Source organism: Streptomyces sp. NPDC039423 (assembly GCF_055598725.1).
In genome coordinates this window covers 521,182-543,696 of sequence record NZ_JBVKAH010000002.1, presented here as the reverse complement: position 1 = coordinate 543,696, position 22,515 = coordinate 521,182, and the positions used below count along the sequence as shown (strand labels likewise).

General features: G+C 72.6%; 21 protein-coding genes. 6 read left to right on the top strand and 15 right to left on the bottom strand.

What is annotated here, in order from left to right; genetic code table 11:
* The first annotated feature begins 9 nt into the window (after window positions 1–9).
* Window positions 10–870: a dihydropteroate synthase gene (gene folP, locus ACZ7LK_RS08495; RefSeq protein ID WP_471139115.1), complete on the top strand. Its 861-nt coding sequence runs from the start codon at window positions 10–12 to the stop codon at window positions 868–870.
* Between the two features lie 16 nt (window positions 871–886).
* Here the strand turns inward: folP and ACZ7LK_RS08490 are convergent, their stop codons facing one another.
* Together ACZ7LK_RS08490 and dapE are read right to left on the bottom strand one after the other, a co-directional pair.
* Window positions 887–1,657 (bottom strand): LOG family protein, encoded by a 771-nt coding sequence (locus ACZ7LK_RS08490; RefSeq protein ID WP_392272220.1) that lies wholly within the window; start codon window positions 1,655–1,657, stop codon window positions 887–889.
* A 77-nt stretch (window positions 1,658–1,734) separates the two neighbouring features.
* Window positions 1,735–2,814 carry a succinyl-diaminopimelate desuccinylase gene (dapE, locus tag ACZ7LK_RS08485; protein ID WP_469462564.1) on the bottom strand — a complete coding sequence of 360 codons (1,080 nt, stop codon included), beginning with the start codon at window positions 2,812–2,814 and terminating at the stop codon, window positions 1,735–1,737.
* Between the two features lie 51 nt (window positions 2,815–2,865).
* Here dapE and ACZ7LK_RS08480 point away from each other — a divergent pair, with 51 nt between their 5' ends.
* Window positions 2,866–3,771: a VldE C-terminal domain-containing protein gene (locus ACZ7LK_RS08480; protein WP_471139112.1), complete on the top strand. Its 906-nt coding sequence runs from the start codon at window positions 2,866–2,868 to the stop codon at window positions 3,769–3,771.
* Window positions 3,772–4,100: 329 nt separating this feature from the next.
* The gene (locus ACZ7LK_RS08475; protein ID WP_469462489.1) at window positions 4,101–4,454 is read left to right on the top strand and encodes an ATP-binding protein; all 354 of its coding nucleotides are present in this window, start codon (window positions 4,101–4,103) and stop codon (window positions 4,452–4,454) included.
* A gap of 60 nt (window positions 4,455–4,514) precedes the next feature.
* Here the strand turns inward: ACZ7LK_RS08475 and ACZ7LK_RS08470 are convergent, their stop codons facing one another.
* Together ACZ7LK_RS08470 and fdxA are read right to left on the bottom strand one after the other, a co-directional pair.
* Window positions 4,515–5,612 carry a bifunctional succinyldiaminopimelate transaminase/glutamate-prephenate aminotransferase gene (locus ACZ7LK_RS08470; RefSeq protein WP_392272223.1) on the bottom strand — a complete coding sequence of 366 codons (1,098 nt, stop codon included), beginning with the start codon at window positions 5,610–5,612 and terminating at the stop codon, window positions 4,515–4,517.
* 82 nt (window positions 5,613–5,694) lie between these two features.
* The gene (fdxA, locus tag ACZ7LK_RS08465; protein ID WP_031078476.1) at window positions 5,695–6,015 is read right to left on the bottom strand and encodes a ferredoxin; all 321 of its coding nucleotides are present in this window, start codon (window positions 6,013–6,015) and stop codon (window positions 5,695–5,697) included.
* A 113-nt stretch (window positions 6,016–6,128) separates the two neighbouring features.
* Between fdxA and ACZ7LK_RS08460 the strand changes: the two genes are divergently transcribed.
* Together ACZ7LK_RS08460 and ACZ7LK_RS08455 are read left to right on the top strand one after the other, a co-directional pair.
* Window positions 6,129–7,130 (top strand): GNAT family N-acetyltransferase, encoded by a 1,002-nt coding sequence (locus ACZ7LK_RS08460; RefSeq protein ID WP_392272224.1) that lies wholly within the window; start codon window positions 6,129–6,131, stop codon window positions 7,128–7,130.
* 5 nt (window positions 7,131–7,135) lie between these two features.
* Complete coding sequence (locus ACZ7LK_RS08455; RefSeq protein ID WP_392272225.1) at window positions 7,136–7,960, top strand: transglutaminase-like and tetratricopeptide repeat-containing protein; 825 nt, start codon at window positions 7,136–7,138, stop codon at window positions 7,958–7,960.
* Between the two features lie 181 nt (window positions 7,961–8,141).
* On the opposite strand, the gene ACZ7LK_RS08450 is transcribed toward ACZ7LK_RS08455, so the two are convergent.
* The 4 genes from ACZ7LK_RS08450 to ACZ7LK_RS08435 all read right to left on the bottom strand — a co-directional run bounded on the left by ACZ7LK_RS08450 (window position 8,142) and on the right by ACZ7LK_RS08435 (window position 11,817).
* Window positions 8,142–10,193 carry a peptidoglycan binding domain-containing protein gene (locus tag ACZ7LK_RS08450; RefSeq protein WP_471139107.1) on the bottom strand — a complete coding sequence of 684 codons (2,052 nt, stop codon included), beginning with the start codon at window positions 10,191–10,193 and terminating at the stop codon, window positions 8,142–8,144.
* A gap of 142 nt (window positions 10,194–10,335) precedes the next feature.
* Entirely contained in the window at window positions 10,336–10,704 is a 369-nt protein-coding gene (locus ACZ7LK_RS08445) for a DUF6113 family protein (protein WP_392272227.1), read from the bottom strand.
* Window positions 10,701–11,585: an N-acetyl-1-D-myo-inositol-2-amino-2-deoxy-alpha-D-glucopyranoside deacetylase gene (gene mshB / locus ACZ7LK_RS08440; RefSeq protein ID WP_471139104.1), complete on the bottom strand. Its 885-nt coding sequence runs from the start codon at window positions 11,583–11,585 to the stop codon at window positions 10,701–10,703. The genes ACZ7LK_RS08445 and mshB overlap by 4 nt, the downstream gene beginning before the upstream one ends.
* 37 nt (window positions 11,586–11,622) lie before the next feature.
* Window positions 11,623–11,817 (bottom strand): hypothetical protein, encoded by a 195-nt coding sequence (locus tag ACZ7LK_RS08435; RefSeq protein WP_189550932.1) that lies wholly within the window; start codon window positions 11,815–11,817, stop codon window positions 11,623–11,625.
* A 157-nt stretch (window positions 11,818–11,974) separates the two neighbouring features.
* Here ACZ7LK_RS08435 and ACZ7LK_RS08430 point away from each other — a divergent pair, with 157 nt between their 5' ends.
* Window positions 11,975–14,104 (top strand): S9 family peptidase, encoded by a 2,130-nt coding sequence (locus ACZ7LK_RS08430; protein WP_392272229.1) that lies wholly within the window; start codon window positions 11,975–11,977, stop codon window positions 14,102–14,104.
* A 433-nt stretch (window positions 14,105–14,537) separates the two neighbouring features.
* On the opposite strand, the gene ACZ7LK_RS08425 is transcribed toward ACZ7LK_RS08430, so the two are convergent.
* The 7 genes from ACZ7LK_RS08425 to ACZ7LK_RS08395 all read right to left on the bottom strand — a co-directional run bounded on the left by ACZ7LK_RS08425 (window position 14,538) and on the right by ACZ7LK_RS08395 (window position 22,507).
* Window positions 14,538–15,581: an ABC transporter ATP-binding protein gene (locus tag ACZ7LK_RS08425; protein ID WP_392272230.1), complete on the bottom strand. Its 1,044-nt coding sequence runs from the start codon at window positions 15,579–15,581 to the stop codon at window positions 14,538–14,540.
* Window positions 15,565–16,548 (bottom strand): ABC transporter ATP-binding protein, encoded by a 984-nt coding sequence (locus tag ACZ7LK_RS08420; protein ID WP_469462477.1) that lies wholly within the window; start codon window positions 16,546–16,548, stop codon window positions 15,565–15,567. The genes ACZ7LK_RS08425 and ACZ7LK_RS08420 overlap by 17 nt, the downstream gene beginning before the upstream one ends.
* 7 nt (window positions 16,549–16,555) lie before the next feature.
* On the bottom strand, window positions 16,556–17,515 hold the full coding sequence (locus tag ACZ7LK_RS08415; protein ID WP_392272232.1) for an ABC transporter permease: 960 nt from the start codon (window positions 17,513–17,515) through the stop codon (window positions 16,556–16,558).
* Entirely contained in the window at window positions 17,508–18,431 is a 924-nt protein-coding gene (locus ACZ7LK_RS08410; RefSeq protein ID WP_392272233.1) for an ABC transporter permease, read from the bottom strand. The genes ACZ7LK_RS08415 and ACZ7LK_RS08410 overlap by 8 nt, the downstream gene beginning before the upstream one ends.
* Window positions 18,432–18,460: 29 nt before the next feature.
* A complete protein-coding gene (locus ACZ7LK_RS08405) occupies window positions 18,461–20,086 on the bottom strand; it encodes a peptide ABC transporter substrate-binding protein (protein ID WP_471139098.1) in 1,626 nt (541 codons plus the stop codon).
* Window positions 20,087–20,307: 221 nt separating this feature from the next.
* Window positions 20,308–21,471 (bottom strand): ABC transporter ATP-binding protein, encoded by a 1,164-nt coding sequence (locus ACZ7LK_RS08400; RefSeq protein WP_392272235.1) that lies wholly within the window; start codon window positions 21,469–21,471, stop codon window positions 20,308–20,310.
* On the bottom strand, window positions 21,464–22,507 hold the full coding sequence (locus ACZ7LK_RS08395) for an ABC transporter ATP-binding protein (protein ID WP_392272236.1): 1,044 nt from the start codon (window positions 22,505–22,507) through the stop codon (window positions 21,464–21,466). The genes ACZ7LK_RS08400 and ACZ7LK_RS08395 overlap by 8 nt, the downstream gene beginning before the upstream one ends.
* Window positions 22,508–22,515: the final 8 nt, after the last annotated feature.

The window sequence follows — 22,515 nt, the reverse complement described above, 5'->3', positions numbered from 1 at the left end:
ACGAACGGGATGCTGCGCTTGGGACGGCGGGAATTCGGGCCGCACGAGCCGGTGATCATGGCGATCGTGAACCGGACGCCCGACTCCTTCTACGACCGGGGCGCCACGTTCCACGACGAGCCGGCGCTCGCCCGCGTCGAGCGGGCGGTGGCGGAGGGCGCCGCCATCATCGACATCGGCGGGGTGAAGGCCGGTCCCGGCGAAGAGGTCACCGCCGAGGAGGAGGCGCGCCGCACGGTCGGTTTCGTCGCCGAGGTCCGCCGGCGGTTCCCCGACGTGGTGATCAGCGTCGACACCTGGCGGCACGACGTCGGGGAGGCGGTCTGCGAGGCGGGGGCCGACCTGCTGAACGACGCGTGGGGCGGGGTGGACCCCAAGCTCGCGGAGGTCGCCGCGCGGTACGGGGCGGGGCTGGTGTGCACGCACGCGGGCGGCGCGGAGCCGCGCACCCGGCCGCACCGGGTCGCGTACGACGACGTGGTGGCGGACATCCTGCGGGTGACGGTGGGCCTGGCCGAGCGCGCCGCCGCCCTGGGCGTACGCCGCGACGGGGTCATGATCGACCCCGGTCACGACTTCGGGAAGAACACCCGGCACAGCCTGGAGGCGACCCGGCGGCTGGGCGAGCTGACCGACACCGGCTGGCCGGTGCTGGTGTCGCTGTCCAACAAGGACTTCGTCGGCGAGACCCTCGACAGGCCGGTCAAGGAGCGGCTGCTGGGGACGCTCGCGACGACGGCCGTCTCGGCCTGGCTGGGCGCCCGGGTCTACCGCGTCCACGAGGTCGCCGAGACCCGGCAGGTGCTGGACATGGTCGCGTCCATCGCGGGCCACCGCGCCCCGGCGGTCGCCCGCCGGGGGCTGGCGTAACACCCGGAGCGCCCCGTCAGGGGTGGCCGGGCCCGGTCTCCTTGGTGACCAGGGCGACCGCCTCCTCCACGTCGTCCGTGACGTGGAAGAGCAGCAGGTCCCGCTCCGAGGCCTTGCCCTGGGCGATGACCGTGTCGCGCAGCCAGTCGACCAGGCCCGACCAGTAGGCGGTGCCGAACAGCACGATCGGGAAGCGGGTCACCTTCCGCGTCTGGACCAGCGTCAGGGCCTCGAACAGCTCGTCCAGGGTGCCGAGCCCGCCCGGCAGGACCACGAACCCCTGGGCGTACTTCACGAACATCGTCTTCCGGACGAAGAAGTACCGGAAGTTGACGCCGATGTCGACGTGCGGGTTCAGGCCCTGCTCGAAGGGCAGCTCGATGCCCAGGCCCACCGAGACGCCCTTGGCCTCCCGGGCGCCCTTGTTCGCCGCCTCCATCGCGCCCGGGCCGCCGCCCGTGATCACCGCGAAGCCGGCCTCGACCAGCGCCCGGCCGAGCCGCACGCCCGCCTCGTACTCCGGCGTGCCCTCCGGGGTGCGGGCCGAGCCGAAGACGCTGATCGCGCTGGGCAGTTCGGCCAGCGCGCCGAAGCCCTCCACGAACTCCGACTGGATGCGCATGACGCGCCACGGGTCGGTGTGGACCCACTCGGAGTCGCCCGCGGTGTCCAGCAGCCGCTGATCGGTGGTGCCGGGCTGGACCTGCTCCCGGCGGCGCAGTACCGGCCCCAGCCGCTGCTCGGCCAGCGCTCGCAGTCCTTCGGCCTCGGCCTCGGGGTTGCCCATGATCCGCTCCCTCCGCTGAACATCGTTTCCCGCTCAGGGTAGGACGGAGGACGTGACAAAAGGCGAAATTACGGAGGTCAGGCAGTGAGCCAGTCGTACAGTCGCCGTTCACAGTGGGTGATCCGGTCCACGGCGACGTGCTCGTCCCGCTTGTGCGCGAAGAGCGCGTCGCCCGGGCCGTAGTTGACCGCGGGCACGCCCAGCGCGCTGAACCGGGACACGTCGGTCCAGCCGAACTTGGGCTGCGCCGTGCCGCCGACCGCCGCCATGAAGGCCGCGGCGGCCGGGTGCGACAGCCCGGGCAGGGCGCCGCCGGTGTGGTCGTCCACCACGAACTCCTCGACCCCGCAGTCCGCGAACACCTCGCGCACATGGGCCTCGGCCTCCGCCATGGAGCGGTCCGGCGCGTAGCGGTAATTGACGGTGACGGTGCACGCGTCGGGGATCACGTTGGTGGCGACCCCGCCCTCGATGCCCACGGCGTTGAGGCCCTCGTGGTACTCCAGCCCGTCGATCACCGGGCGGCGCGGTTCGTACGCGGCCAGCTTCGCCAGGATGGGCGCGGCGGCGTGGATGGCGTTGGACCCCATCCAGCTCCGCGCGGAGTGCGCCCGCTCGCCGGTGGTGCGGAGGTGGACCCGCAGGGTGCCCTGGCAGCCGCCCTCGACCTGGCCGTCGGACGGCTCCAGCAGGACGGCGAAGTCGCCCTCCAGCCACTCGGGGTGCGCCTCGGCCACGTGCCCGAGGCCGTTGAGGTGGGCGGCGACCTCCTCGTTGTCGTAGAACACGAAGGTCAGGTCGCGGTTGGGCGCCGGGACGGTCGCGGCGATGCGGAGCTGGACGGCCACGCCGGACTTCATGTCCGAGGTGCCGCAGCCCCACAGGATCCCGTTCCCGTCGAGACGGGAGGGGACGTTGTCGGCGATCGGCACGGTGTCGATGTGTCCCGCCAGCACCACCCGCTCGGCCCGGCCCAGGTGCGTCCGGGCGACGACGTTGTTGCCGTACCGGTCGACGGTCAGGTGCGGCAGCGTGCGCAGCGCCTGCTCGATCGCGTCGGCGAGCGGCTTCTCGGTGCCGCTCACCGAGGGGAAGTCGACCAGCGCGGCGGTGAGCGCGGGGCCGTCCTGGGTGAGGTCCAGCAGGGTGGCGGGCATCGTTTCGGACATGGTGCCGAGCCTAACGCGGCCTCCAGTACGGTGTGCTTCGTGTCCGAGTCCATCCGCCCCCGCCGACTGAGAACCGCCGTCGCGCTCGCCGTGCTGCTGGCGGTGATCGCGTACGTGGTGGTGCAGTACGTGACGGGCGGCAAGGACGCCCCGCACTGCGTCGTGGGCAGCGGGAACAACACGTACCGGTTCACCCCCGAGCAGGCCTCCAACGCCGCGACGATCTCCGCCGTGGGCACCACCCGGGGAATGCCCGAGCGGGCGGTCACCATCGCGCTCGCGACCGCCCTCCAGGAGTCCGCGCTGCGGAACATCCGGTACGGCGACCGCGACTCCCTGGGGCTGTTCCAGCAGCGCCCCTCGCAGGGGTGGGGCACCGAGCGGCAGATCCTGGACCCGGTGTTCTCGGCCGGGAAGTTCTACGACCACCTGGCCGACGTCCCGGGCTACTCGCGGCTGCCGCTGACCGTCGCCGCGCAGCGCGTGCAGCGCAGCGGGTTCCCGCAGGCGTACGCCAAGCACGAGCCGGACGCCGCGCTGCTGGCCGCCGCGCTCACCGGGCGGTCGCCGGCGTCCCTGACGTGCACGGCCGGCACGGGGCCGGCACGGGCCGGCGACCCGGCGAAGGTGCGGGCGGAGCTGAAGCGGGCGTTCGGCGGGGACGCGCCGGCCGGCGGCACCGCGCGGAACATCGTCGTACCGGTGCGGACCGTCGCCGCCGGCCCGGCCGGCCCCGAGGGCGCCGGCGCGGCTCCCGGGGGCTCGCGCGGCGGCTGGGAGCTGGCGCAGTGGGCGGTGGCCCGGGCGGACGCCCTGCGGATCGCCGAGGTGACGTACGCGGGCCGGGTCTGGAGCGCGGCGGACTCCGAGGACGGCTGGCGCCCCGCCGAGGGCCCCGCCCCGCGCGCGGACGAGGTCCACATCCGGGTCGCCGAGCGCTCCTAGGCGCGGCGCCCCGGGTCCGCCCCCGCGCGCGGGCCGGGTCGGGGTTCCGGGCGGGCCGTGCGCGCGTACGGGCGTTCACCCGGGCGAGGAGCGTGCACACGGGATGCCGACCGTGTTCGGTACCGGGCCCGCGCACCCGTTCCGAGCTGCGAAGTGACGGTTCCTCAGTGGGCCCCTTTGCCCGGGTTTACGGCGGGCCGATAATGCGACGCATTACCCACTCTTTACCTCGGGTCACCGCAACCTCCCCCGGCCCCCGAGCGGTTGTCACAGCGTCCGATCGTCGGACAGGCACCACAGACAACGACCTCTTCCGTCGAAGGAGCATCATGTCCCTCCCCCTGACCCGCCGGATCGCCCGTGCCGCGCTGCTGCTCGCAGCGGGCGCAGCTCCCGTGGTCGGTGCGGCCGGCTCCGCGAGCGCCGTGGACCTTCCCCAAGCACCCGAGCTGGGCGGCGTGAGCAGCCTCGACACGGCCTCGGCGTCCGAGACCGTCAGCGGCGCCTCCCGGAACACGACCGGCACGGTCGGGGAGGCGGGCGGCCGGACGGTCGAGCAGGCCGGACCCGCCGCGGGCCAGGCCGTCACCAAGACGGGCGGCACCGCCGCCCCCGCCGCCCAGGAGGCCGCCGGCGGGCTCGTCGGCGGCATGCCGGCCGGCCTGCCGGCGCTGGGCGCGTAACCGTACGCACGCCGAAGGGCCCGGGGAGCGACGCACGCTCCCCGGGCCCTTCGGTGTGTCTCAGACCAGCCGCTTGACCGCGGCCTCGACCCGCTCGTCGGTGGCCGTGAACGCCACCCGGACGAACCGCTCCCCCGCCTCGCCGTAGAAGTCGCCCGGCGCGACCAGGATGCCGAGGGACGCCAGGTCGGCCACGGTGTCCCAGCAGGGCTCGTCCCGGGTCGCCCACAGGTACAGGCTGGCCTCGCTGTGCTCGATCCGGAAGCCGTGCGTCTCCAGGGCCGTGCGCAGCGCTGTACGCCGCGCCGCGTACCGGGCGCGCTGGTCGGCCACGTGCGCGTCGTCGCCGAGCGCCGCGACCGTGGCCGCCTGGACCGGGGCGGGCGTCATCATGCCGCCGTGCTTGCGGATCCGGAGCAGCTCGCCGAGGACGGCCGCGTCGCCCGCGATGAACGCGGCCCGGTAGCCGGCCAGGTTCGAGCGCTTGGACAGCGAGTGGACGGCGACGATCCCCTCGTACGAACCACCGCACACGTCCGGGTGCAGGACCGAGACGGGGTCGGCCTCCCAGCCGAGCTCCAGGTAGCACTCGTCGCTGAAGACCAGGACGCCGTGCTCGCGGGCCCAGGCCACGATCCGGACCAGCTCGTCCTTGGGGACGACCTTGCCGGTCGGGTTGGACGGCGAGTTCAGCCAGAGCAGCTTCAGCCCGGCCGGGTCCAGCTCCGTCGGGTCGTCGTAGACGACCGGCGTCGCGCCGCACAGCCGGGCGCCGACCTCGTACGTCGGGTAGGCGAGGCGCGGGTAGGCCACCGTGTCACCGGCGCCCAGGCCGAGCTGGGTCGGCAGCCACGCGACCAGTTCCTTGGAGCCGACGACCGGCAGGACGTTGGTGTGCGCGAAGCCGCGCGCGCCCAGGCGCCGCTCGCACCAGCCGGTGAGCGCGTCGCGCAGCTCGGGGGTGCCCCACACCGTCGGGTAGCCCGGCGAGTCCGCCGCGGCCACCAGAGCCCGCCGCACCACCTCGGGGACGGGGTCCACCGGCGTCCCGACGGACAGGTCCACGATGCCGTCCGGGTGGGCCGCGGCCGTCTTCTTGTACGGCTCGAGCTTGTCCCACGGGAAGACGGGGAGGCGGGAGGAGACGGGGGAGGACACGGTGCTCGCTTTCTTCTGCTTCAGGGGCGATACGCGTCGGTCCCGTACAGCGGCGGAGCCGTACGGGACCGAGGGCGCGCGATCAGCCGTTCTGCGGCGGCAGAGCGGCGATGAAGGGGTGGTCGCGCTCGATCAGGCCCAGCTTCGAGGCACCACCGGGCGAACCGAGATCGTCGAAGAACTCGACGTTCGCCTTGTAGTAGTCCTTCCACTCCTCCGGGGTGTCGTCCTCGTAGAAGATGGCCTCGACCGGGCAGACCGGCTCACAAGCACCGCAGTCGACGCATTCGTCCGGGTGGATGTACAAGGACCGCTGGCCCTCGTAGATGCAGTCGACGGGGCACTCCTCGATGCACGCCTTGTCCTTGACGTCGACACAAGGCTGCGCGATGACGTAGGTCACGCTGGTCGTTCCTCCTCGGTAGGGCTGTTTGCGCGGGAGCGCGGCGTCGTCGATGCCCGCACCTAGTATCTCCGTTCTCACGACGGAACCGAACAGGAGGGGCGGACTGAGCTGTGGAATTCACTGCGGGCGGACGGCTGGAGGTCCGGATCACCCCTTCTGACGTGGGTAAACGAGTCTCCGTCCGCCGGTTGAGCGACACCGGAGCGCGGCCGGAGAGGTTCACCGACACGGTCGGTGTTCTCACATCATGGACCGGGGGTGTGCTGGTGATCACACGACGGACGGGTGAGACCGTCCGCATCGCGGAATCGGCGCTGGTCGCGGGGAAGGTCGTGCCCGCCGCGCCGGCCCGCCGGCGGGGCCCCGCGGCCGGTTTCGAGGAGCTGACCCGGGCGGCCGCGCGGGCGTGGCAGCCGGTGGAGAGCGAGCCGCTCGGCGACTGGACGCTGCGGGCCGCGGCGGGGTTCACCCGCCGGGCCAACTCCGTGCTGCCGCTCGGTGATCCCGGGATGCCGCTGGACGAGGCCCTGGCACGCGCGCGTGCCTGGTACGAGGAGCGGGGCCTGCCCGCGTACGTGCAGGCGGCGACCGGCGCGGCGGACACCCAGGAGCGGCTGTGCGCGGCGCTGGAGGAGCGGGGCTGGCGCCGGGAGGTCTCGGCGGAGCTGCGGACCGGGGCGCTGGCGCCGGTCGGGGACCTGGACGCCGGTGACGTACGGCTGTCCCGGTCCGTCGACGGGGCGTGGCTGCGCCGCTACAACCGCTCGGGCGAGCCGGGCCCGCACGTGCTGCGCGTCCTGGGCAGCGGGCCGTCGGTGTGGTTCGCCACCGTGCCGGGCGACGGTGACGTGCCCGCCGCCATCGGGCGGTGCGTGGTCGACGGGCGGTGGGCCGGTTTCATGGCGGTCGAGGTGGACCCGGCGTACCGCAGGCGGGGGCTCGGCACGGCGGTGATGGCCGCGCTCGCCCGCCGGGCGCTGGACGAGGGCGCGTCGGCCGCCTGGCTCCAGGTGGAGTCGGACAACGAGGGCGCCCTCGCCCTGTACGGGGGGATGGGTTTCACCGTCCACCACCTGTACCACCACTTCCGGTCCCCCGAAGCGGGTACGTGAGGCGTATGCACACCACGGAGTGGCGCCGCCGGTTCGCCGAGGAGGCCCGCGAGGAGCGTCCGGACCTCGCGGCGCTGTGCCTGCTGGTGGGCGCGGAGGCGGATCCCGCCCTGGGGCAGGCCGGGATGGACGCCGCAGAGATCGAGCTGGACCGGCTGGCAGGGCTGCTGCCGTACGGGCTGCGCGGGCCCCGCTCCTGGGTGGCCGCGCTCGCCGCCCTGCTGGGCGACCGGTGCGGCTTCCACGGCACGCCCGGCGACTACCAGCGTCTGGAGTCGTCGCTGCTGCACGAGGTGCTGCGGCGGCGCCGGGGGCTGCCGATCCTGCTGTCGGTCGTGTGGACCGAGGTGGCCCGGCGGGCGGGCGCGCCGGTGTACGGGGTGGCGCTGCCCGGGCACTTCGTCGTCGGGTTCGGCGACCCGGAGGAGCGGGTGCTGGCGGACCCGTTCGCCGGTGGCCGGGCCCTGACCGGGGCGGACGCGGAGCTGCTGGTGGCGGGGGCGACCGGGGAGCGGCTGGTCCCGTCGATGCTGACGCCCGCGGACCCGTTGCAGATCGTGCAGCGGATCCTCAACAACATCCGCGCCTGGGCGTCCGTACGCCCGGAGCGTTCGGACGTGGCCCTGTGGGCGGTGGAGCTGTCCCTGCTGCTGCCCGCGCACCCCGCACGGCTGCGGTACGAACGGGCCCAGTTGCTGGTGCAGCGCGGTGACTTCCTGACGGGCGCGGCGGAGATGGACGCGTACGCGGAGGTGGTGGCCGCCGTCGAGCCGACCGTGGCGGAGACGGTCCGCCACCGTGCCCGTGCGGCCCGTGCCCGGCTGAACTGATCGCGGCCGGCGGCGGGGGTCGGTCCCGGTCGACGTGCTCCCCCACGATCCTTACGGAGGCGGGGCCGAGCGGTCAGGTCCGCACCGGTAACCGGTCCGGTGCCCGGGCAGGCCGCCGGGGACCGGAGGCACCCGGAAGGCCCCCGCCCGGGTGGGACGGGGGCCGGGGGCCGGGGCGGGCTCAGCCCTGGGGGTCGAGTTCGATCGTCCCGGTGCGCTCGGCGGGGGTCTTGCCGAGCAGGGCCTTCTGCATCGCGTGGGCCACGTCGTCGGCGGAGACCTCGTGCTCCTTGCCGTCGCCCTTGGTGATCATGACGCCCTCGAAGACGCCGTCCAGGAGCGTGTTGATCGCCTGCTTGTCGTAGACCTCGACCAGCCGGCCGTTGACCGGCTTCATGGAGAGGATCTTCGGCAGGGACCTCTCGGGGCCGAACTGGATCTGCTTGCCGCCGGCCTGGATGGTCACCAGCCCGGACATCGCGGGCTCGGCGAACTCCTTCATCGCCCGGTTCAGTTCCGCCTGGGTGACGGTCGGCTCCTTGGTGACGACGGGCAGTTCGACCGGGTTCGTCCTGCCGGTCTCGACCTGGGCGCGGTAGGCGTCCCGTACCGAGATCATCGACCGCTGGACGTCCAGGGTCTTGCCCGCCTTGCCCGGTACGGCGACGGCCTTGCCCGGTTCGAACCGGATCGTGCCCTCGGTGGCCGAGCCGGAGGTGCCCGCGAGGTCGGTCAGGGCCACGCCCAGCTTCTCCTCGTCGACCAGGATCACCGGCTGGGCGACGCGCTCGCCGCCGAAGAGGGAGCCGATCACGGAGACCGGGTTGTAGTCGGCGCCCGCGGCGGCCCGCACGGTCTCCTGGGCGTCCAGGGACAGCCCGGCCTTGTCGGGGGCCAGCTCCTCCTTCTTGCCGCCCACGCTGAGCTGCATAGGGGCGGACGCCCAGTCGCCGAAGGCGGTGTCCAGCTTCTGCACCGCCTGCTCCTTGGTCCCGCCGCCGATGTCGACGCCGAGGACCGTGGTGCCCTTCGGGACCTCGGAGTGGTTCAGCAGCAGCCCGGCGCCGTAGGCGACACCGGCCAGGCCGATCACCGCGGCGCCCAGGAGGACCACCTTGGAGCGGCCCTTCTTCTGCTGCGGGCGGGCCGGGGAGGCGGCGGGGGCCGGGGCGGGCGGTACGGGTGCGGGCGCCGCCTCCGGCTCGAAGTCCTCGTACGCCGGGGGGACCCGGTCGGCCGCGACCTGCGCGGGGCCGGTGACCGGGAACGGCGACGAGGAGCGGTGCTCCGGCGGGATCACGGGGATGCCGCTGGTGAGGGTGTCGCCCGACACGTGCCCCCCGGCCGGCGGGCCGGCGGGCGGACGCGCGGCACCCTGCCGGGGCACCTGGGGGTCCTGGCCGTACGCGGGTTCGTAGCCGGGCTCGTACCCGGTGTCGTACCCGGCGCCGGGGTCCGGCTCGGGCGCGGGCTGCTGCGGGGTCAGTACGGCGGTGTCGTCGGACATCCACGGCACGGCGGCCATGGCGCCGGTCACGGGGCCCGTCGTGGGGCCGTCCGGGCGCGCCGGGCCGCCCGGGCCGGGGGGCGCGGTGTCGCCCGCCAGGTCGGCCAGCGAGCTGTGCGGGCGCGGCGCCTCGGCGCGCGGGGCGTCGGCCGGGCGCGGCACCCCGCCGGGGGCGGCCGGGCCGCCGGGCGCGGGCGCACCGGTGGGCGCGGGCCCCTGGCCGGGGACGCGGCCGGGCCCCTGGGGCCGCTCGGGCGCGGAAGGCCGCGCGGAGGCCTGCCCCGGCGCGGAGGCCTGCGGCTGGGCGGGGGCGGGCGCGGGGGCCGGGGGCTTGCGGGGGGCGAACCAGTCGCTGGCCGGCTTCTCCTCCGCGGGCGGCTCCTCCGCCGGCTCCGGGGCCTCGGCCGCCGGCGGCCGCTCCGCCGGCGCGGAGCGGGGCGCCGGGGCGGTGCCCGCCCCGTCCGTCTCGCTCACCGGCTTGCGCATGACGACCGGCGGGATGGGCCGCGAACCCGGGATGTTGATCCGGATGCGGGTGGTCAGCGTGGTCTCGGTCCTGGGCTCGTCCGGCTCCGCGGCGGCGGCTCCGGCACCCTCCTCCGGTGCGTCCTGCGTCGGGTGCAGCGACGGATACTGGCGCGATCCGTACGGCGGTGTACCCGAGGGGTACGCGGCTCCGCCGCGCCCCTGGGCGCCGGAGGACGAACTGTCAGTTTCACGACTCAAAGCAGGTTCTCCCGGTTGGCTCCGCCGCCCGCTCTTACACGTGCGGGCGCTCGGCGGCGCGCACCACCATACTGGCCGCCGCCGCCGGGTATCCCACGACCAGGGCAACCCGGCCGGGCATTCCGCCCCAAGTCAGGGCACGTCACATGCCAAGTGACCCGGATCGGCCGTCCCGATGCGGAAGCCGTGTGATCGTGGCGCACATCACAGCGATGACCATGCCGCCCAGGACGTACACCAGCTCGGCCAGGCCGCCCCAGAAAAGCTGGTCCCCTTCGGGCCGTCCGAGGCTCAGCAGCACCACGGCGATCAGCCAGCCGGCCCCCGGGGCCAGCACACCCGCCTGAGTGCCCGTCGCCCGCATCCCGCCGCGGAACAGCCCCGCGCACGCCGCCAGCGCCAGCAGCAACCCACCGGGGAACCAGGCCGATTGGACCAGCGCCCCGGCGAGGCCGACCACGGCCCCGAGCACGGCCAGGCCCGCGTAGGAGGCGATCCGCGCGGCCCTCATGACGTCACCCCGGCGAACAGGTCGTCCTCGCGCCGGCCGGCCGGGGCGCCCGCTTCCCCCCGTACCAACTGGTAGTACTCCGTGGTGAAGAGAGGCTGGCCCAGGTCGTTGGACAGGGCGAAGAACTCCCCCTCCACGGTGATCTGGGTGACATGGGCGCGCATCGCGGCGGCCTTGCGGCCGGCGTGCGCGGTGCCGTCGATCGCGGCCGTGACGAGCTCGTCGTCGACCACGCCGGGCACGTCGGCGACGGACGCGGTCCGGGGGAAGGCGCCCGCGGCCCGGAGCCTGGCGAAGCCTTCCTCGGCGACCGTGCGCGGCACCCGGTTCCAGTAGGTCTTGGCGATCCGGTGGGGTGCGCCCAGGTCGCGCCGGAAGTCCGGTTCGGCCGCCAGTTCTGCGGCGCGCATGGCGACGCGGTGCGCCTGGATGTGGTCCGGGTGGCCGTAGCCGCCGTCCGGGTCGTAGGTGACCAGCACCTGGGGGCGGACCGAGCGGACGACGGCTACCAGGTGGGCGGCGGCCTCGTTCACGTCCGCGCTCCAGAAGGCGCCGTCGCGGTGGTTCTGCTCGGTGCCCATCATCCCGGAGTCGCGGTACCGGCCGGCCCCGCCCAGGAAGCGGTGGTCGGTGACGCCCAGCTCCTTCATCGCGACGGCCAGTTCGCCGACGCGATGGGGGCCGAGCCGGTCCTCCCGGTCGGGTGCCAGATGGGCGAGGGCGGGCGGGATGACCTCGCCCTCCTCGCCGCGTGTGCAGGTCACCAGGGTGACCTGGGCGCCCTCGGCCGCGTACTTGGCCATGGTGGCGCCGTTGTTGATCGACTCGTCGTCGGGGTGCGCGTGCACCAGGAGCAGACGACGGGCGGGGAGTTCCGTCATACCGACACCCTAGGGGGTGGTGCCCGGAACCCGGCGACTAGAACTTGATGCCGCCGATCATGCCCGCCACGTTGGTCGTCAGCTCGCTGATGGTCGGGGCGATGGAGGAACTCGCCAGGTAGAAGCCGAGGAGCATGCAGACGACCGCGTGGCCGGCCTTCAGGCCGGACTTCCGGATCAGCAGGAAGACGACGATCGCCAGCAGCACCACCGCCGAAATCGAGAGTGCCACGGCGGTTCACCTCCATACGTGTTCGTTCCGGACCGGGCAGGGAGCACGTGCCGGAGGGTACATACCCACCCGGCGCTACGGATCATAACTATCCGTTCCCACGCATCGATCGGTGCACGGCAGCACATGGGGGCGCACGACCGCTAGTTTCGGTCGTATGACCTCCAGGCAACAGCTCTCATTCCCTCGCCAGTACGCGCGGACTCAGCGCTACACCCTTGGTGTTCCCCGGGCGTTCACCGTCTCGCCGGACGGCTCCCGGGTCGTGTTCCTCCGCTCCCCCGCCGGCACCGACAGAGCGAACCGGCTGTGGGTGCTCGACCTGGACGACGGCATGCGGGAGCGTGTGGCCGCCGATCCCGGGGCGCTGCTGGGCGGCGCGGAGGAGGAGTTGTCGCCCGAGGAGCGGGCACGCCGCGAGCGCAGCCGGGAGGGCGCGGGCGGCATCGTGGGGTACGCGGTGGACGGGGCCGTCGAGTTGGCCGCGTTCGCGCTCTCGGGGCGGCTGTTCGTGGCGGAGCTGAGGGCCGGGACGGCGCGTGAGCTGCGCGTACCGGGCCCGGTGATCGACCCGCGGCCGTCGCCGGACGGGCGGCACGTGGCGTATGTGAGCGGGGGCGCCCTCCGGGTGACGGGCACCGGGGGCGAGGGCGGTGACCGGGCGCTGGCCGAGCCGGAGGACGGGCACGTGACGTACGGGCTCGCGGAGTTCATCGCGGCCGAGGAGATGGGCCGCTCGCGCGGTTTCTGGTGGTCGCCGGAGTCGGACCGGCTGCTGGTCGCGCGGGCCGACGACCGCCCGGTGCGGCGCTGGTGGATCGCGGACCCGGCGCATCCGGACCGGGAGCCGGTGAAGGTGGCATACCCGGCGGCGGGGACGGCGGACGCGGAGGTGTCGCTGTGTCTGCTCGGCCTGGACGGTACGCGTACGGAGGTGGAGTGGGACCGTACGCGCTTCCCGTACCTGGCGCGGGTCCACTGGTCCTCCGGTGGGGCTCCGCTGCTGCTGGTGCAGGCCCGCGACCAGCGCACCCAGCTCTACCTGGCGGTGGACACCGCGTCCGGGTCGACCCGGACGGTGCACGTCGACGAGGACCCGGACTGGCTGGAACTGCTCGGCGGGGTGCCGGCGTGGGCGCCGGACGGGCGGCTGGTGCGGATCGCCGACGAGGGCGGGGCGCGGGTGCTGGCCGTCGGCGACCGGACGCTGACGGGGGCGCAGCTCCACCTGCGGGCGGTGCTGGACGTCGGCGAGAACGACGTGCTGGTGTCGGCGTCGGCGGGCGAGGAGGCCGTCGACGCGGAAATTGGCGAGATCCATGTGTACCGGGTCAACGAACTGGGCGTGGAGCGCGTCTCCGACGGGCCCGGTGTGCACGCGGCGGTCCGGTCCGGCGCGGTGACGGTGCTGGCGTCGGCGCGGCCCGGTGAGCCGGGGACGACGGTGCGGGTGCTGCGGGAGGGCAAGCCGGTGGCGCGGGTGGAGTCGTACGCGGAGCGGCCGGTGCTGTCGCCGCGGTTGACGCTCACCGAGGCGGGCCCGCACCGCGTCCCGTGCGCCGTGCTGCTGCCCCGGGACCACCGGGAGGGCGACGGGCCGCTGCCGGTGCTGCTGGACCCGTACGGGGGGCCGCACGGGCAGCGGGTGGTGGCGGCGCACAATCCGCACCTGACGTCGCAGTGGTTCGCCGAGCAGGGTTTCGCGGTGGTCGTGGCGGACGGGCGGGGCGCTCCGGGCCGGTCGCCGGGCTGGGAGAAGGCGGTCAAGAACCGGCTGACGCTGGCGCTGGACGACCAGATCGAGGCGCTGCACGGGCTGGCGGACCGGTTCCCGCTGGACCTGGGCCGGGTGGCGATGCGGGGCTGGTCGTTCGGCGGCTACCTGGCCGCGATGGCGGTGCTGCGGCGGCCGGACGTGTTCCACGCGGCGGTGGCGGGCGCGCCGATGTCCGACCTGCGGCTGTACGACACGCACTACATGGAGCGGTATCTGGGCCTGCCCGAGGAGGCGCCGGAGGTGTACGAGGCGAACTCGCTGATCACGGACGACGGCCTGTCGGCGCCGGAGAACCCGCACCGCCCGCTGATGCTGATCCACGGGCTGGCGGACGACAACGTGGTGGCGGCGCACACGCTGCGACTGTCGTCGGCGCTGCTGGCGGCGGGCCGGCCGCACGAGGTGCTGCCGCTGACGGGCGTGACGCATATGACGCCGCAGGAGCAGGTGGCGGAGAACCTGCTGCTGCTCCAGGTGGACTTCCTGAAGCGGTCGCTGGGGCTCGCCTAACGCGGGGCGGCGCGCCGGCGAGTGAGCCGAAGGGGCGCCGCCGGGGGAACGGTCCCGAGCGCGCGGAGGCCCGTGAGGAACGAACGGGTCGAGCACGGTCGGGGTCGTGAGCCCGGCTCCAGCGCCCCGGAGGCGAACCGAGCCCGGAAAGGGGGCGAGTGAGCCGAAGGGGCGCCGCCGGGGGAACGGTCCCGAGCGCGCGGAGGCCCGTGAGGAACGAACGGGTCGAGCACGGTCGGGGTCGTGAGCCCGGCTCCAGCGCCCCGGAGGTGAACCGAGCCCAGAAGGGGGACGCCCACACCGGCCGGGGCGGCGTGGTGCGCCCCGGCCGGTCCACGGCACCCGCACGGCCGTACGGTGGCCAGCGTGCCGTGTCCGTATATCGGAGCGGGGTCGGGCGGGTTGCCCGGGTGTTAACGAGGTTGACGGACGGTCAGCCCGCCGGCCCCCCGGTCCCGCCGGGCACGACGTGCTTCTCCTCGGCGAAGTGGCACGCCGAGTCGTGCCGCGCCGGGGTGTCGCTGTCGCGGAAGACGGCCGGGACCGCGAGCAGCGGCACCTCGGTGGCGCAGCGTTCGCGCGCCTTCCAGCAGCGGGTGCGGAAGCGGCAGCCGGAGGGGATGTCGGTGGGCGAGGGCACGTCGCCGGTGAGCAGGATCCGCTCGCGCCGTCCCCGGGTCGTCGGGTCGGGTACGGGCACGGCCGACAGCAGCGCCTGGGTGTAGGGGTGGGTGGGGTGGTCGTAGATCTCGGTGTCGGTGCCGGTCTCGACGATCCGCCCGAGGTACATCACGCCGACGCGGTCGGAGATGTGCCGGACGATGGACAGGTCGTGCGCGATGAACACGTACGACAGGCCGAAGGCGTCCTGGAGCCGTTCCATCAGGTTGACGACCTGGGCCTGGACGGAGACGTCGAGGGCCGAGACCGGTTCGTCGGCCACGATGACCTCGGGCCGGAGGGCGAGGCCGCGGGCGATGCCGATGCGCTGGCGCTGGCCGCCGGAGAACTGGTGCGGGTAGCGGTTGATGTACTCGGGGTTCAGGCCGACGACGTCCAGCAGCTCCTGCACCTTGCGGCGCCGGTCGCCCTTGGGGGCCGCCTCGGGGTGGATCTCGTACGGCTCGCCGATGATGTCGCCCACCGTCATCCGCGGGTTGAGCGAGGTGTACGGGTCCTGGAACACCATCTGGATGTTCCGGCGGACCGCCTTCAGCGCCCGGCCGGACAGCCTGGTGATGTCCTCGCCCTTGTAGAGGATCTGTCCGGCGGTGGGGCGTTCCAGGCTGACGAGCATCTTGGCGACCGTGGACTTGCCGCAGCCGGACTCGCCGACGATGCCGAGGGTCTCGCCGGGCTGGAGGGCGAAGGAGACGCCGTCGACCGCCTTGACGGCGCCGATGTGCTTGCGGAAGAGGACGCCCCGGGTCAGCGGGTAGTGCTTGACGAGCTCGCGCACCTCAAGAAGAGGAGGCATGGACCGTCTCCTCCCAGAAGTGGCAGGCGCTGCGCCGGTCCTCGGCTACCCGGTACAGCGGGGGGACGTCGACGCGGCACACGTCGCGGGCGCGGGGGCAGCGGGGGTGGAAGGGGCAGCCGGGCGGGATGGCCGTGAGGTTCGGCGGGAGGCCCTTGATGGCGTACAGCTCCTTGCCCTTGCGGTCGAGGCGCGGGATGGACCGCAGCAGGCCCTCGGTGTAGGGATGAGCGGCGCTTTTGTAGATGTCGTGGACGGGCGCGGTCTCGACGATCCGCCCGGCGTACATCACGGCGATCCGGTCGGCGACGTCGGCGACGACGCCGAGGTCGTGGGTGATGAGGATGAGGCCCATGCCGATTTCCCGCTGGAGTCCGGCGAGGAGTTCCATGACCTGGGCCTGGACGGTGACGTCGAGGGCGGTGGTGGGTTCGTCGGCGATGATGAGCGCCGGTTCCAGCGCCATCGCCATGGCGATCATGATGCGCTGGCGCATGCCGCCGGAGAACTGGTGGGGGTACTGGCCGACGCGTTGCGCGGCGCCGGGGATGCGGACGCGGTCCATCAGCTCAACGGCCTTGGCCCGGGCGTCCTTCCTGGACATGCCGCGGTGGACGACGAACATCTCGCCGAGCTGGTCGCCGACGGTGAGGACGGGGTTGAGGGACGACAGCGCGTCCTGGAAGATCATCGCCATCCGGGCGCCGCGTACGGCGCGCCGGGCGTCCTCCTTGAGCGTCAGCAGGTCCTGCCCCTGGAAGAGGACCTCGCCGCCGGTGATCCGCCCGGGCGGGGTGTCGAGGATGCCCATGACGGCCTGGGCGGTGACGGACTTGCCGGAGCCGGACTCGCCGAGCACGGCGAGGGTCTCGCCGGCGTCCACGGAGTACGTGACGCCGTTGACGGCCCTGGCGATCCCGTCCCGGGTGCGGAACTCCACGTACAGGTCGCGTACTTCGAGCAGCATGGTGGGCCTACCGCAGCTTCGGGTCGAGGGCGTCGCGCACCGCGTCGCCGAGCATGATGAACGCCAGGACGGTGATGCTGAGGGCGCCAGCGGGCCACAGCAGCATGTGGGGGGCGTTGCGGATCTGGGGGGCGGCGTTGGAGATGTCGATGCCCCAGGAGACGGTGGGCGGCCGCAGTCCGACGCCGAGGAACGACAGGGTGGCCTCCAGGGCGATGTAGGTGCCGAGGGCGATGGTGGCGACGACGATGACGGGCGCGACCGCGTTGGGCGCCACGTGGCGCAGCAGCATCCGGCCGCTGCCGGCGCCGAGGGCGCGGGCGGCCTGGACGTAGTCGTTCTCCTTGGCGGTGATGACGGAGCCGCGGGCGATACGGGCGAGCTGGGGCCAGCCGAGCAGCACGATGAAGCCGACCACCGGCCAGACGGTGGAGCTGGTGACGACGGACAGGAAGACCAGGCCGCCGAGGACGACGGGGATGCCGAAGAAGACGTCGGCGACCCGGGAGAGCAGCGCGTCCCACCAGCCGCCGAAGAACCCGGCGAGCCCGCCCAGCAGGCTGCCGAGCAGGGCGGCGCCGAGGGTGGCGCAGACGCCGACGGTGATGGAGGCCCGGGCCCCGTACACGGTGCGGGTGTACACGTCGCAGCCCTGGGTGTCGTACCCGAAGGGGTGGCCGGGGGAGGATCCCTGCTGCGACTTGGACAGGTCGCACTGGAGCGGGTCGGCGCTGGTGAGGATCTGCGGCCAGATGGCGATGAGGACGAGGAAGACGATCAGCAGCGCGGACACCAGGAAGACGGGGTTGCGGCGCAGTTGGTGCCAGGCGTCGGACCACAGGCTGCGGGGTCTGCCGGTCGTGGGGCGCAGCGTCTCGGCCTCGCTCATGGCGAGGTCCATGCCGCCGCCCGCGCCGGTGGGGGCGATGGCCTCCCTCGGGTTCTCGTACGGGTCGGGCTCAGGCATAACGGATCCTCGGGTCCAGGACCGCGTAGAGCAGGTCGACGAGCAGGTTCGCCACCAGGAAGACGATCACGAGGATGGTCACGAAGCCGACGACGGTGGGCGCGTTGTTGCGGAGGATGCCCTGGTAGAGCTGGTAGCCGACGCCGTGGATGTTGAAGATCCGCTCGGTGACGATCGCTCCGCCCATCAGCGCGCCGATGTCGGCGCCGATGAAGGTGACGACCGGGATGAGGGAGTTGCGCAGCAGGTGGCGGGTGATGACCCGGCGGCGCGGCAGGCCTTTGGCGACGGCGGTGCGGACGTAGTCGGCGCGGACGTTCTCGGCGATGGAGGTGCGGCTGAGGCGGGTGACGTAGGCGAGGGAGACGAGGGCGAGGACGACGCCGGGGAGGATCAGTTCGTCGATGCGGGCGTCGGAGGAGACGGAGGGGCGCACCCAGCCCCATCTGACGCCGAAGAGGAACTGGAGGAGGTAGCCGGAGACGAAGGTGGGGATGGAGATGACGACGAGGGTGAGGACGAGCAGGCCGGTGTCGAGGGGGCGGCCGCGTTTGAGGCCGCTGACGACGCCGAGGGTGATGCCGACGACGATCTCGATGACGATGGCGACCACGGTGAGGCGGAGGGTGACGGGGAAGGCGGAGGCCATCAGTTCGGTGACCGGCTGGCCGTTGAACGCGGTGCCGAAGTCGCCCTGGAAGATCGCGCCCATGTAGAGCAGGTACTGCTTCCACAGCGGCTCGTCGAGGTGGAGGTCCTCACGGATGCGGGCGGCGGTGGCGGGGTCGGGTGCCTTGTCGCCGAACAGGGCCGCGACCGGGTCGCCGAGCGCGTACACCATGAAGAAGATGAGGAACGTGCTGCCGATGAACACCGGGATCATCTGGAGCAGCCGCCGGATCACGTAGCGTCCCATGGGGGCTCCGGTGGGGGAGGTGGCGGGTGTCAGCCGACCTTGATCTGGTCGTAGACGGGGACGCTGAACTGGTTGAGGGCGACGTCGGAGAGCCGCTCGGAGTAGCCGGCGCTGCCGTTCTGGTACCAGAGGGGGATGGCCGGCATCTGTTCGGCGAGGATCTGCTCGGCGGCCTGGAAGTCCTTGACGGCGGTCGCCCGGTCGGCCTCGCGGTTGGCCTTGTCGACGAGGGCGTCGAACTGCTTGTTGCTGAACTTGCCGTAGTTGGAGGAGCCGCCGGTGTAGTAGAGCGGTTCGAGGAAGTTCTGGATCAGCGGGTAGTCGGCCTGCCAGCCGGAGCGGAAGGGGCCGCTGAGCTTGAAGGTGGTCTGCTGGTTGCGGAAGTCGGCGAAGGTGCCGATGGGGTTGACGGTGCAGACGGCGCCCCGGCCGAGCGCGTTGTTGACGCTGTTGCAGACGGCGTCCATCCAGGCGCGGTGGGAGCCGGTGTCGACGTTGGAGGTGAGCGTCACCTTGCCGCCGGGCAGCCCGCCGCCCTCCTCGATGAGCCGTTTGGCCGCGGCGGGGTCGTAGTCGCAGGCGTCGCCGCAGAGCTCCTTGTAGCCGCCGTCGGCGCCGAGGGCCGGTGAGGTCCAGTCCTTGGCGGGGGTGCGGGTGCCCTGGAAGATCTGCTTGGTGATCTCCTCGCGGTTGATCGCCCTGGACAGGCCGCGGCGGACCTTCTCCATGCCGGCCTTGTTCCACTCGGGCCGGTAGAGCGGGAAGACGAGGGTCTGGATGATGAGGGCGGGCTGGTTGATGTAGCGGTCGCCGAGGTCGTTCTTGACGTTCTTGAGCTGCTGGGCGGGTACGTCGTCGACGAGGTCGAGGTTGCCGGCGATCAGGTCGGTGTAGGCGGTGTTGTTGTCGGTGTAGACGGTGAGGTCGACACCGCCGTTCTGCGCCTTGTCCTCGCCGGTGTAGCCGTCCCAGCGGCGCAGTTTCATGCCGCTGCCGCGGGCGTAGGACTCGACGGTGTAGGGGCCGTTGCCGATGGGCTTGGCGAGCCAGGCGTCGTGGTCGGTGAAGAACACCTTGGGCAGCGGGACGAAGGCCTGGTAGCCGAGGGTCTCGGGCCAGCTCGAGAACGTGTCCTTGAGCGCGACGGTGAAGGTGCGGTCGTTCTTGACGACCAGTCCGCGCATGGTCGTGGCCTTGGCGGTGCCGGAGGCGGGGTGGACCTCCTCGTAGCCGACGATGTCGCTGAAGAACGGCGAGTTGGCCTGCTTGTTCTCGACGTGGGCGCCGTAGTTCCAGGCGTCGGTGAAGGAGCGGGCGGTGACCGGCTCGCCGTTGCTGAACTTCCAGCCGGGCTTCAGCGTGATGGTGAAGTTCCGGGAGTCGGTGGTCTCGATCTTCTCGGCGACCATGTCCTTGGCCTCGCCGGTCTTCGGGTCGTACTTCTTCAGGCCGCGGAAGAGCATGTCGAGGACCTTGCCGCCCTGGACCTCATTGGTGTTGGCCGGCTCGATGGGGTTCTGGGGGTCGCCCCAGGAGGAGCTGAGGATCCCGTCGGCTCCGCCGCCGCTGTCGGCGCCGCCCCCGCAGGCGGTCGCCGCGAGGGCGACGGCGGTCGCGCACGCGGCCCACTGGGCGTGCCTGGTGGCTCGGCGCATGGGTGCCTCCCGTGGTCCTCGGACTCGCCTAGGCCCACATACCACCGCATACGCACGGGTATCGCACTCTTTGTCCGCCCGTACGGGCACGGCACCACCCGCATGCGGGACGCGGGTGCGCGCCCGGAACCGGACCCGGCCGCGGACGCACGGGTGCCCCGGCCGGGATCCGGCCGGGGCACCCTCGTGCGCGGTGAGCCGTACGCGACTACGGACACTGCCTAGGCCGCGTGGACGACGTCCTTCTCCTCGGCGAAGTGGCACGCCGACTCGTGCGCGGCCGGGCTGTCCGAGCCCTGGAAGCGCTCGGGGATCGCCAGCAGCGGCACCTCGGTGGCGCACTTGTCCTCGGCCTTCCAGCACCGGGTGCGGAAGCGGCAGCCGGACGGCGGGTTGGCCGGAGACGGGACGTCACCGGTGAGGATGATCCGCTCGCGGCCGTCGCGGGCGTCCGGGTCCGGGACGGGGACGGCCGACAGCAGCGCCTGGGTGTAGGGGTGCGTCGGGTGGTCGTAGATCTGGACGTCCGTACCGATCTCCGCCATCTTGCCCAGGTACATCACGCCGACGCGGTCGGAGATGTGCCGGACGATCGACAGGTCGTGCGCGATGAAGAGGTAGGAGAGGTTGAACTCGTCCTGGAGCTTCTCCATCAGGTTGACGACCTGCGCCTGCACCGAGACGTCCAGCGCCGAGACCGGCTCGTCGCAGATGATGATCTCCGGGTTGAGGGCCAGGCCGCGGGCGATGCCGATGCGCTGGCGCTGACCGCCGGAGAACTGGTGCGGGTAGCGGTTGATGTACTCGGGGTTCAGACCGACGACGTCCAGCAGCTCCTGCACCTTGCGGCGCCGGTCGCCCTTCGGGGCCACCTCGGGATGGATCTCGAAGGGCTCGCCGATGATGTCGCCCACCGTCATCCGCGGGTTCAGCGAGGTGTACGGGTCCTGGAACACCATCTGGATGTTCCGGCGGACCGCCTTCAGCGCCCGGCCGGACAGCTTGGTGATGTCCTGGCCCTTGTAGAAGATCTCGCCCGCGGTCGCCGTCTCCAGCATCATCAGCAGCTTGGCGACCGTGGACTTGCCACAGCCGGACTCGCCGACGATGCCGAGCGTCTCGCCCTGGTAGAGGTCGAAGGAGACCCCGTCCACGGCCTTGACCGCGCCGACCTGCTTCTTGAACAGGATGCCCTGGGTCAGCGGGAAGTGCTTCACCAGACCGCGCACCTGGAGGATCGGCTCACCGCGCTCCACCGGGGCCTCGATGGCCGCGACGGCGGCGGTCTCGGTGGCCGCCTCGACCGTCTCCACCTCGGTGACGTTCGGGGTCGCGTCCACGGCCGCGTCCTGTGCCGACGTGGCGGGCTTGCTGAGCTCAGCCATGGATCGTCTCCTTCCAGAAGTGGCACGCGCTGCCGCGGCCCGGCAGCTCGCCACCGTCCTGCTCCGTCACCGGCACCAGGGCCGGGATCTCCGTACGGCAGATGTCGTCCGCCTTGGGGCAGCGCGGGTTGAAGGCGCAGCCCGGCGGGATCTTCATCAGGTTGGGCGGCAGGCCCTTGATCGCGTACAGCTCCTGGCCCTTCTGGTCCAGGCGCGGGATGGAGTCGAGCAGGCCACGGGTGTACGGGTGCGCGGGGCGCTTGTACAGCTCGTGGACGGGCGCGTTCTCGACGATCCGGCCGGCGTACATCACCGCGATCTTGTCGGCGACGTCGGCGACCACACCCAGGTCGTGGGTGATCAGGATCATGCCCATGTTCTCCTCGCGCTGGAGCTCCGCGAGCAGGTCCATGACCTGGGCCTGGACGGTCACGTCGAGCGCGGTGGTCGGCTCGTCCGCGATGATCAGGTCCGGCTCCAGGGCCATCGCCATGGCGATCATGATGCGCTGGCGCATACCGCCGGAGAACTGGTGCGGGTAGTCGTTCACCCGCGCCGCGGCGGCCGGGATCTTCACCCGGTCCATCAGCTCGATGGCCTTGGCCTTGGCGTCCTTGCGGGACATGCCCAGGTGCACGCGGTACATCTCGCCGAGCTGGTAGCCGACGGTCAGCACCGGGTTCAGCGCGGAGAGCGCGTCCTGGAAGATCATCGCGATCCGGCGGCCGCGGATCTTGCGGCGCTCCTCGGCGGACATCTTCAGCATGTCCTGGCCGTGGAACAGGATCTCGCCCTTGGGGATCCGGCCGGGCGGCATGTCGAGGATGCCCATGATCGCCTGGGCGGTGACCGACTTGCCGGAGCCGGACTCGCCGAGGACGGCGAGGGTCTCACCGGCGTCGACGCTGTAGCTCACGCCGTTGATGGCCTTGGCGACACCGTCGCGGGTGTGGAACTCGACGTGCAGGTCGCGCACTTCGAGGAGCGGGGCGCTCGTGGCGCCCGGCGCGCTCGTCTTGTTGTCGATGGTGGTCAACGTACGCC

Coding starts and splice junctions, on each gene's coding strand:
- folP (WP_471139115.1), top strand. CDS start 10: ATGCTGCGCTTGGGACGGCGGGAATTCGGGCCGCACGAGCCGGTGATC.
- ACZ7LK_RS08490 (WP_392272220.1), bottom strand. CDS start 1,657: ATGGGCAACCCCGAGGCCGAGGCCGAAGGACTGCGAGCGCTGGCCGAG.
- dapE (WP_469462564.1), bottom strand. CDS start 2,814: ATGCCCGCCACCCTGCTGGACCTCACCCAGGACGGCCCCGCGCTCACC.
- ACZ7LK_RS08475 (WP_469462489.1), top strand. CDS start 4,101: ATGTCCCTCCCCCTGACCCGCCGGATCGCCCGTGCCGCGCTGCTGCTC.
- ACZ7LK_RS08455 (WP_392272225.1), top strand. CDS start 7,136: ATGCACACCACGGAGTGGCGCCGCCGGTTCGCCGAGGAGGCCCGCGAG.
- ACZ7LK_RS08445 (WP_392272227.1), bottom strand. CDS start 10,704: ATGAGGGCCGCGCGGATCGCCTCCTACGCGGGCCTGGCCGTGCTCGGG.
- mshB (WP_471139104.1), bottom strand. CDS start 11,585: ATGACGGAACTCCCCGCCCGTCGTCTGCTCCTGGTGCACGCGCACCCC.
- ACZ7LK_RS08430 (WP_392272229.1), top strand. CDS start 11,975: ATGACCTCCAGGCAACAGCTCTCATTCCCTCGCCAGTACGCGCGGACT.
- ACZ7LK_RS08425 (WP_392272230.1), bottom strand. CDS start 15,581: ATGCCTCCTCTTCTTGAGGTGCGCGAGCTCGTCAAGCACTACCCGCTG.
- ACZ7LK_RS08420 (WP_469462477.1), bottom strand. CDS start 16,548: ATGCTGCTCGAAGTACGCGACCTGTACGTGGAGTTCCGCACCCGGGAC.
- ACZ7LK_RS08415 (WP_392272232.1), bottom strand. CDS start 17,515: ATGCCTGAGCCCGACCCGTACGAGAACCCGAGGGAGGCCATCGCCCCC.
- ACZ7LK_RS08410 (WP_392272233.1), bottom strand. CDS start 18,431: ATGGGACGCTACGTGATCCGGCGGCTGCTCCAGATGATCCCGGTGTTC.
- ACZ7LK_RS08405 (WP_471139098.1), bottom strand. CDS start 20,086: ATGCGCCGAGCCACCAGGCACGCCCAGTGGGCCGCGTGCGCGACCGCC.
- ACZ7LK_RS08400 (WP_392272235.1), bottom strand. CDS start 21,471: ATGGCTGAGCTCAGCAAGCCCGCCACGTCGGCACAGGACGCGGCCGTG.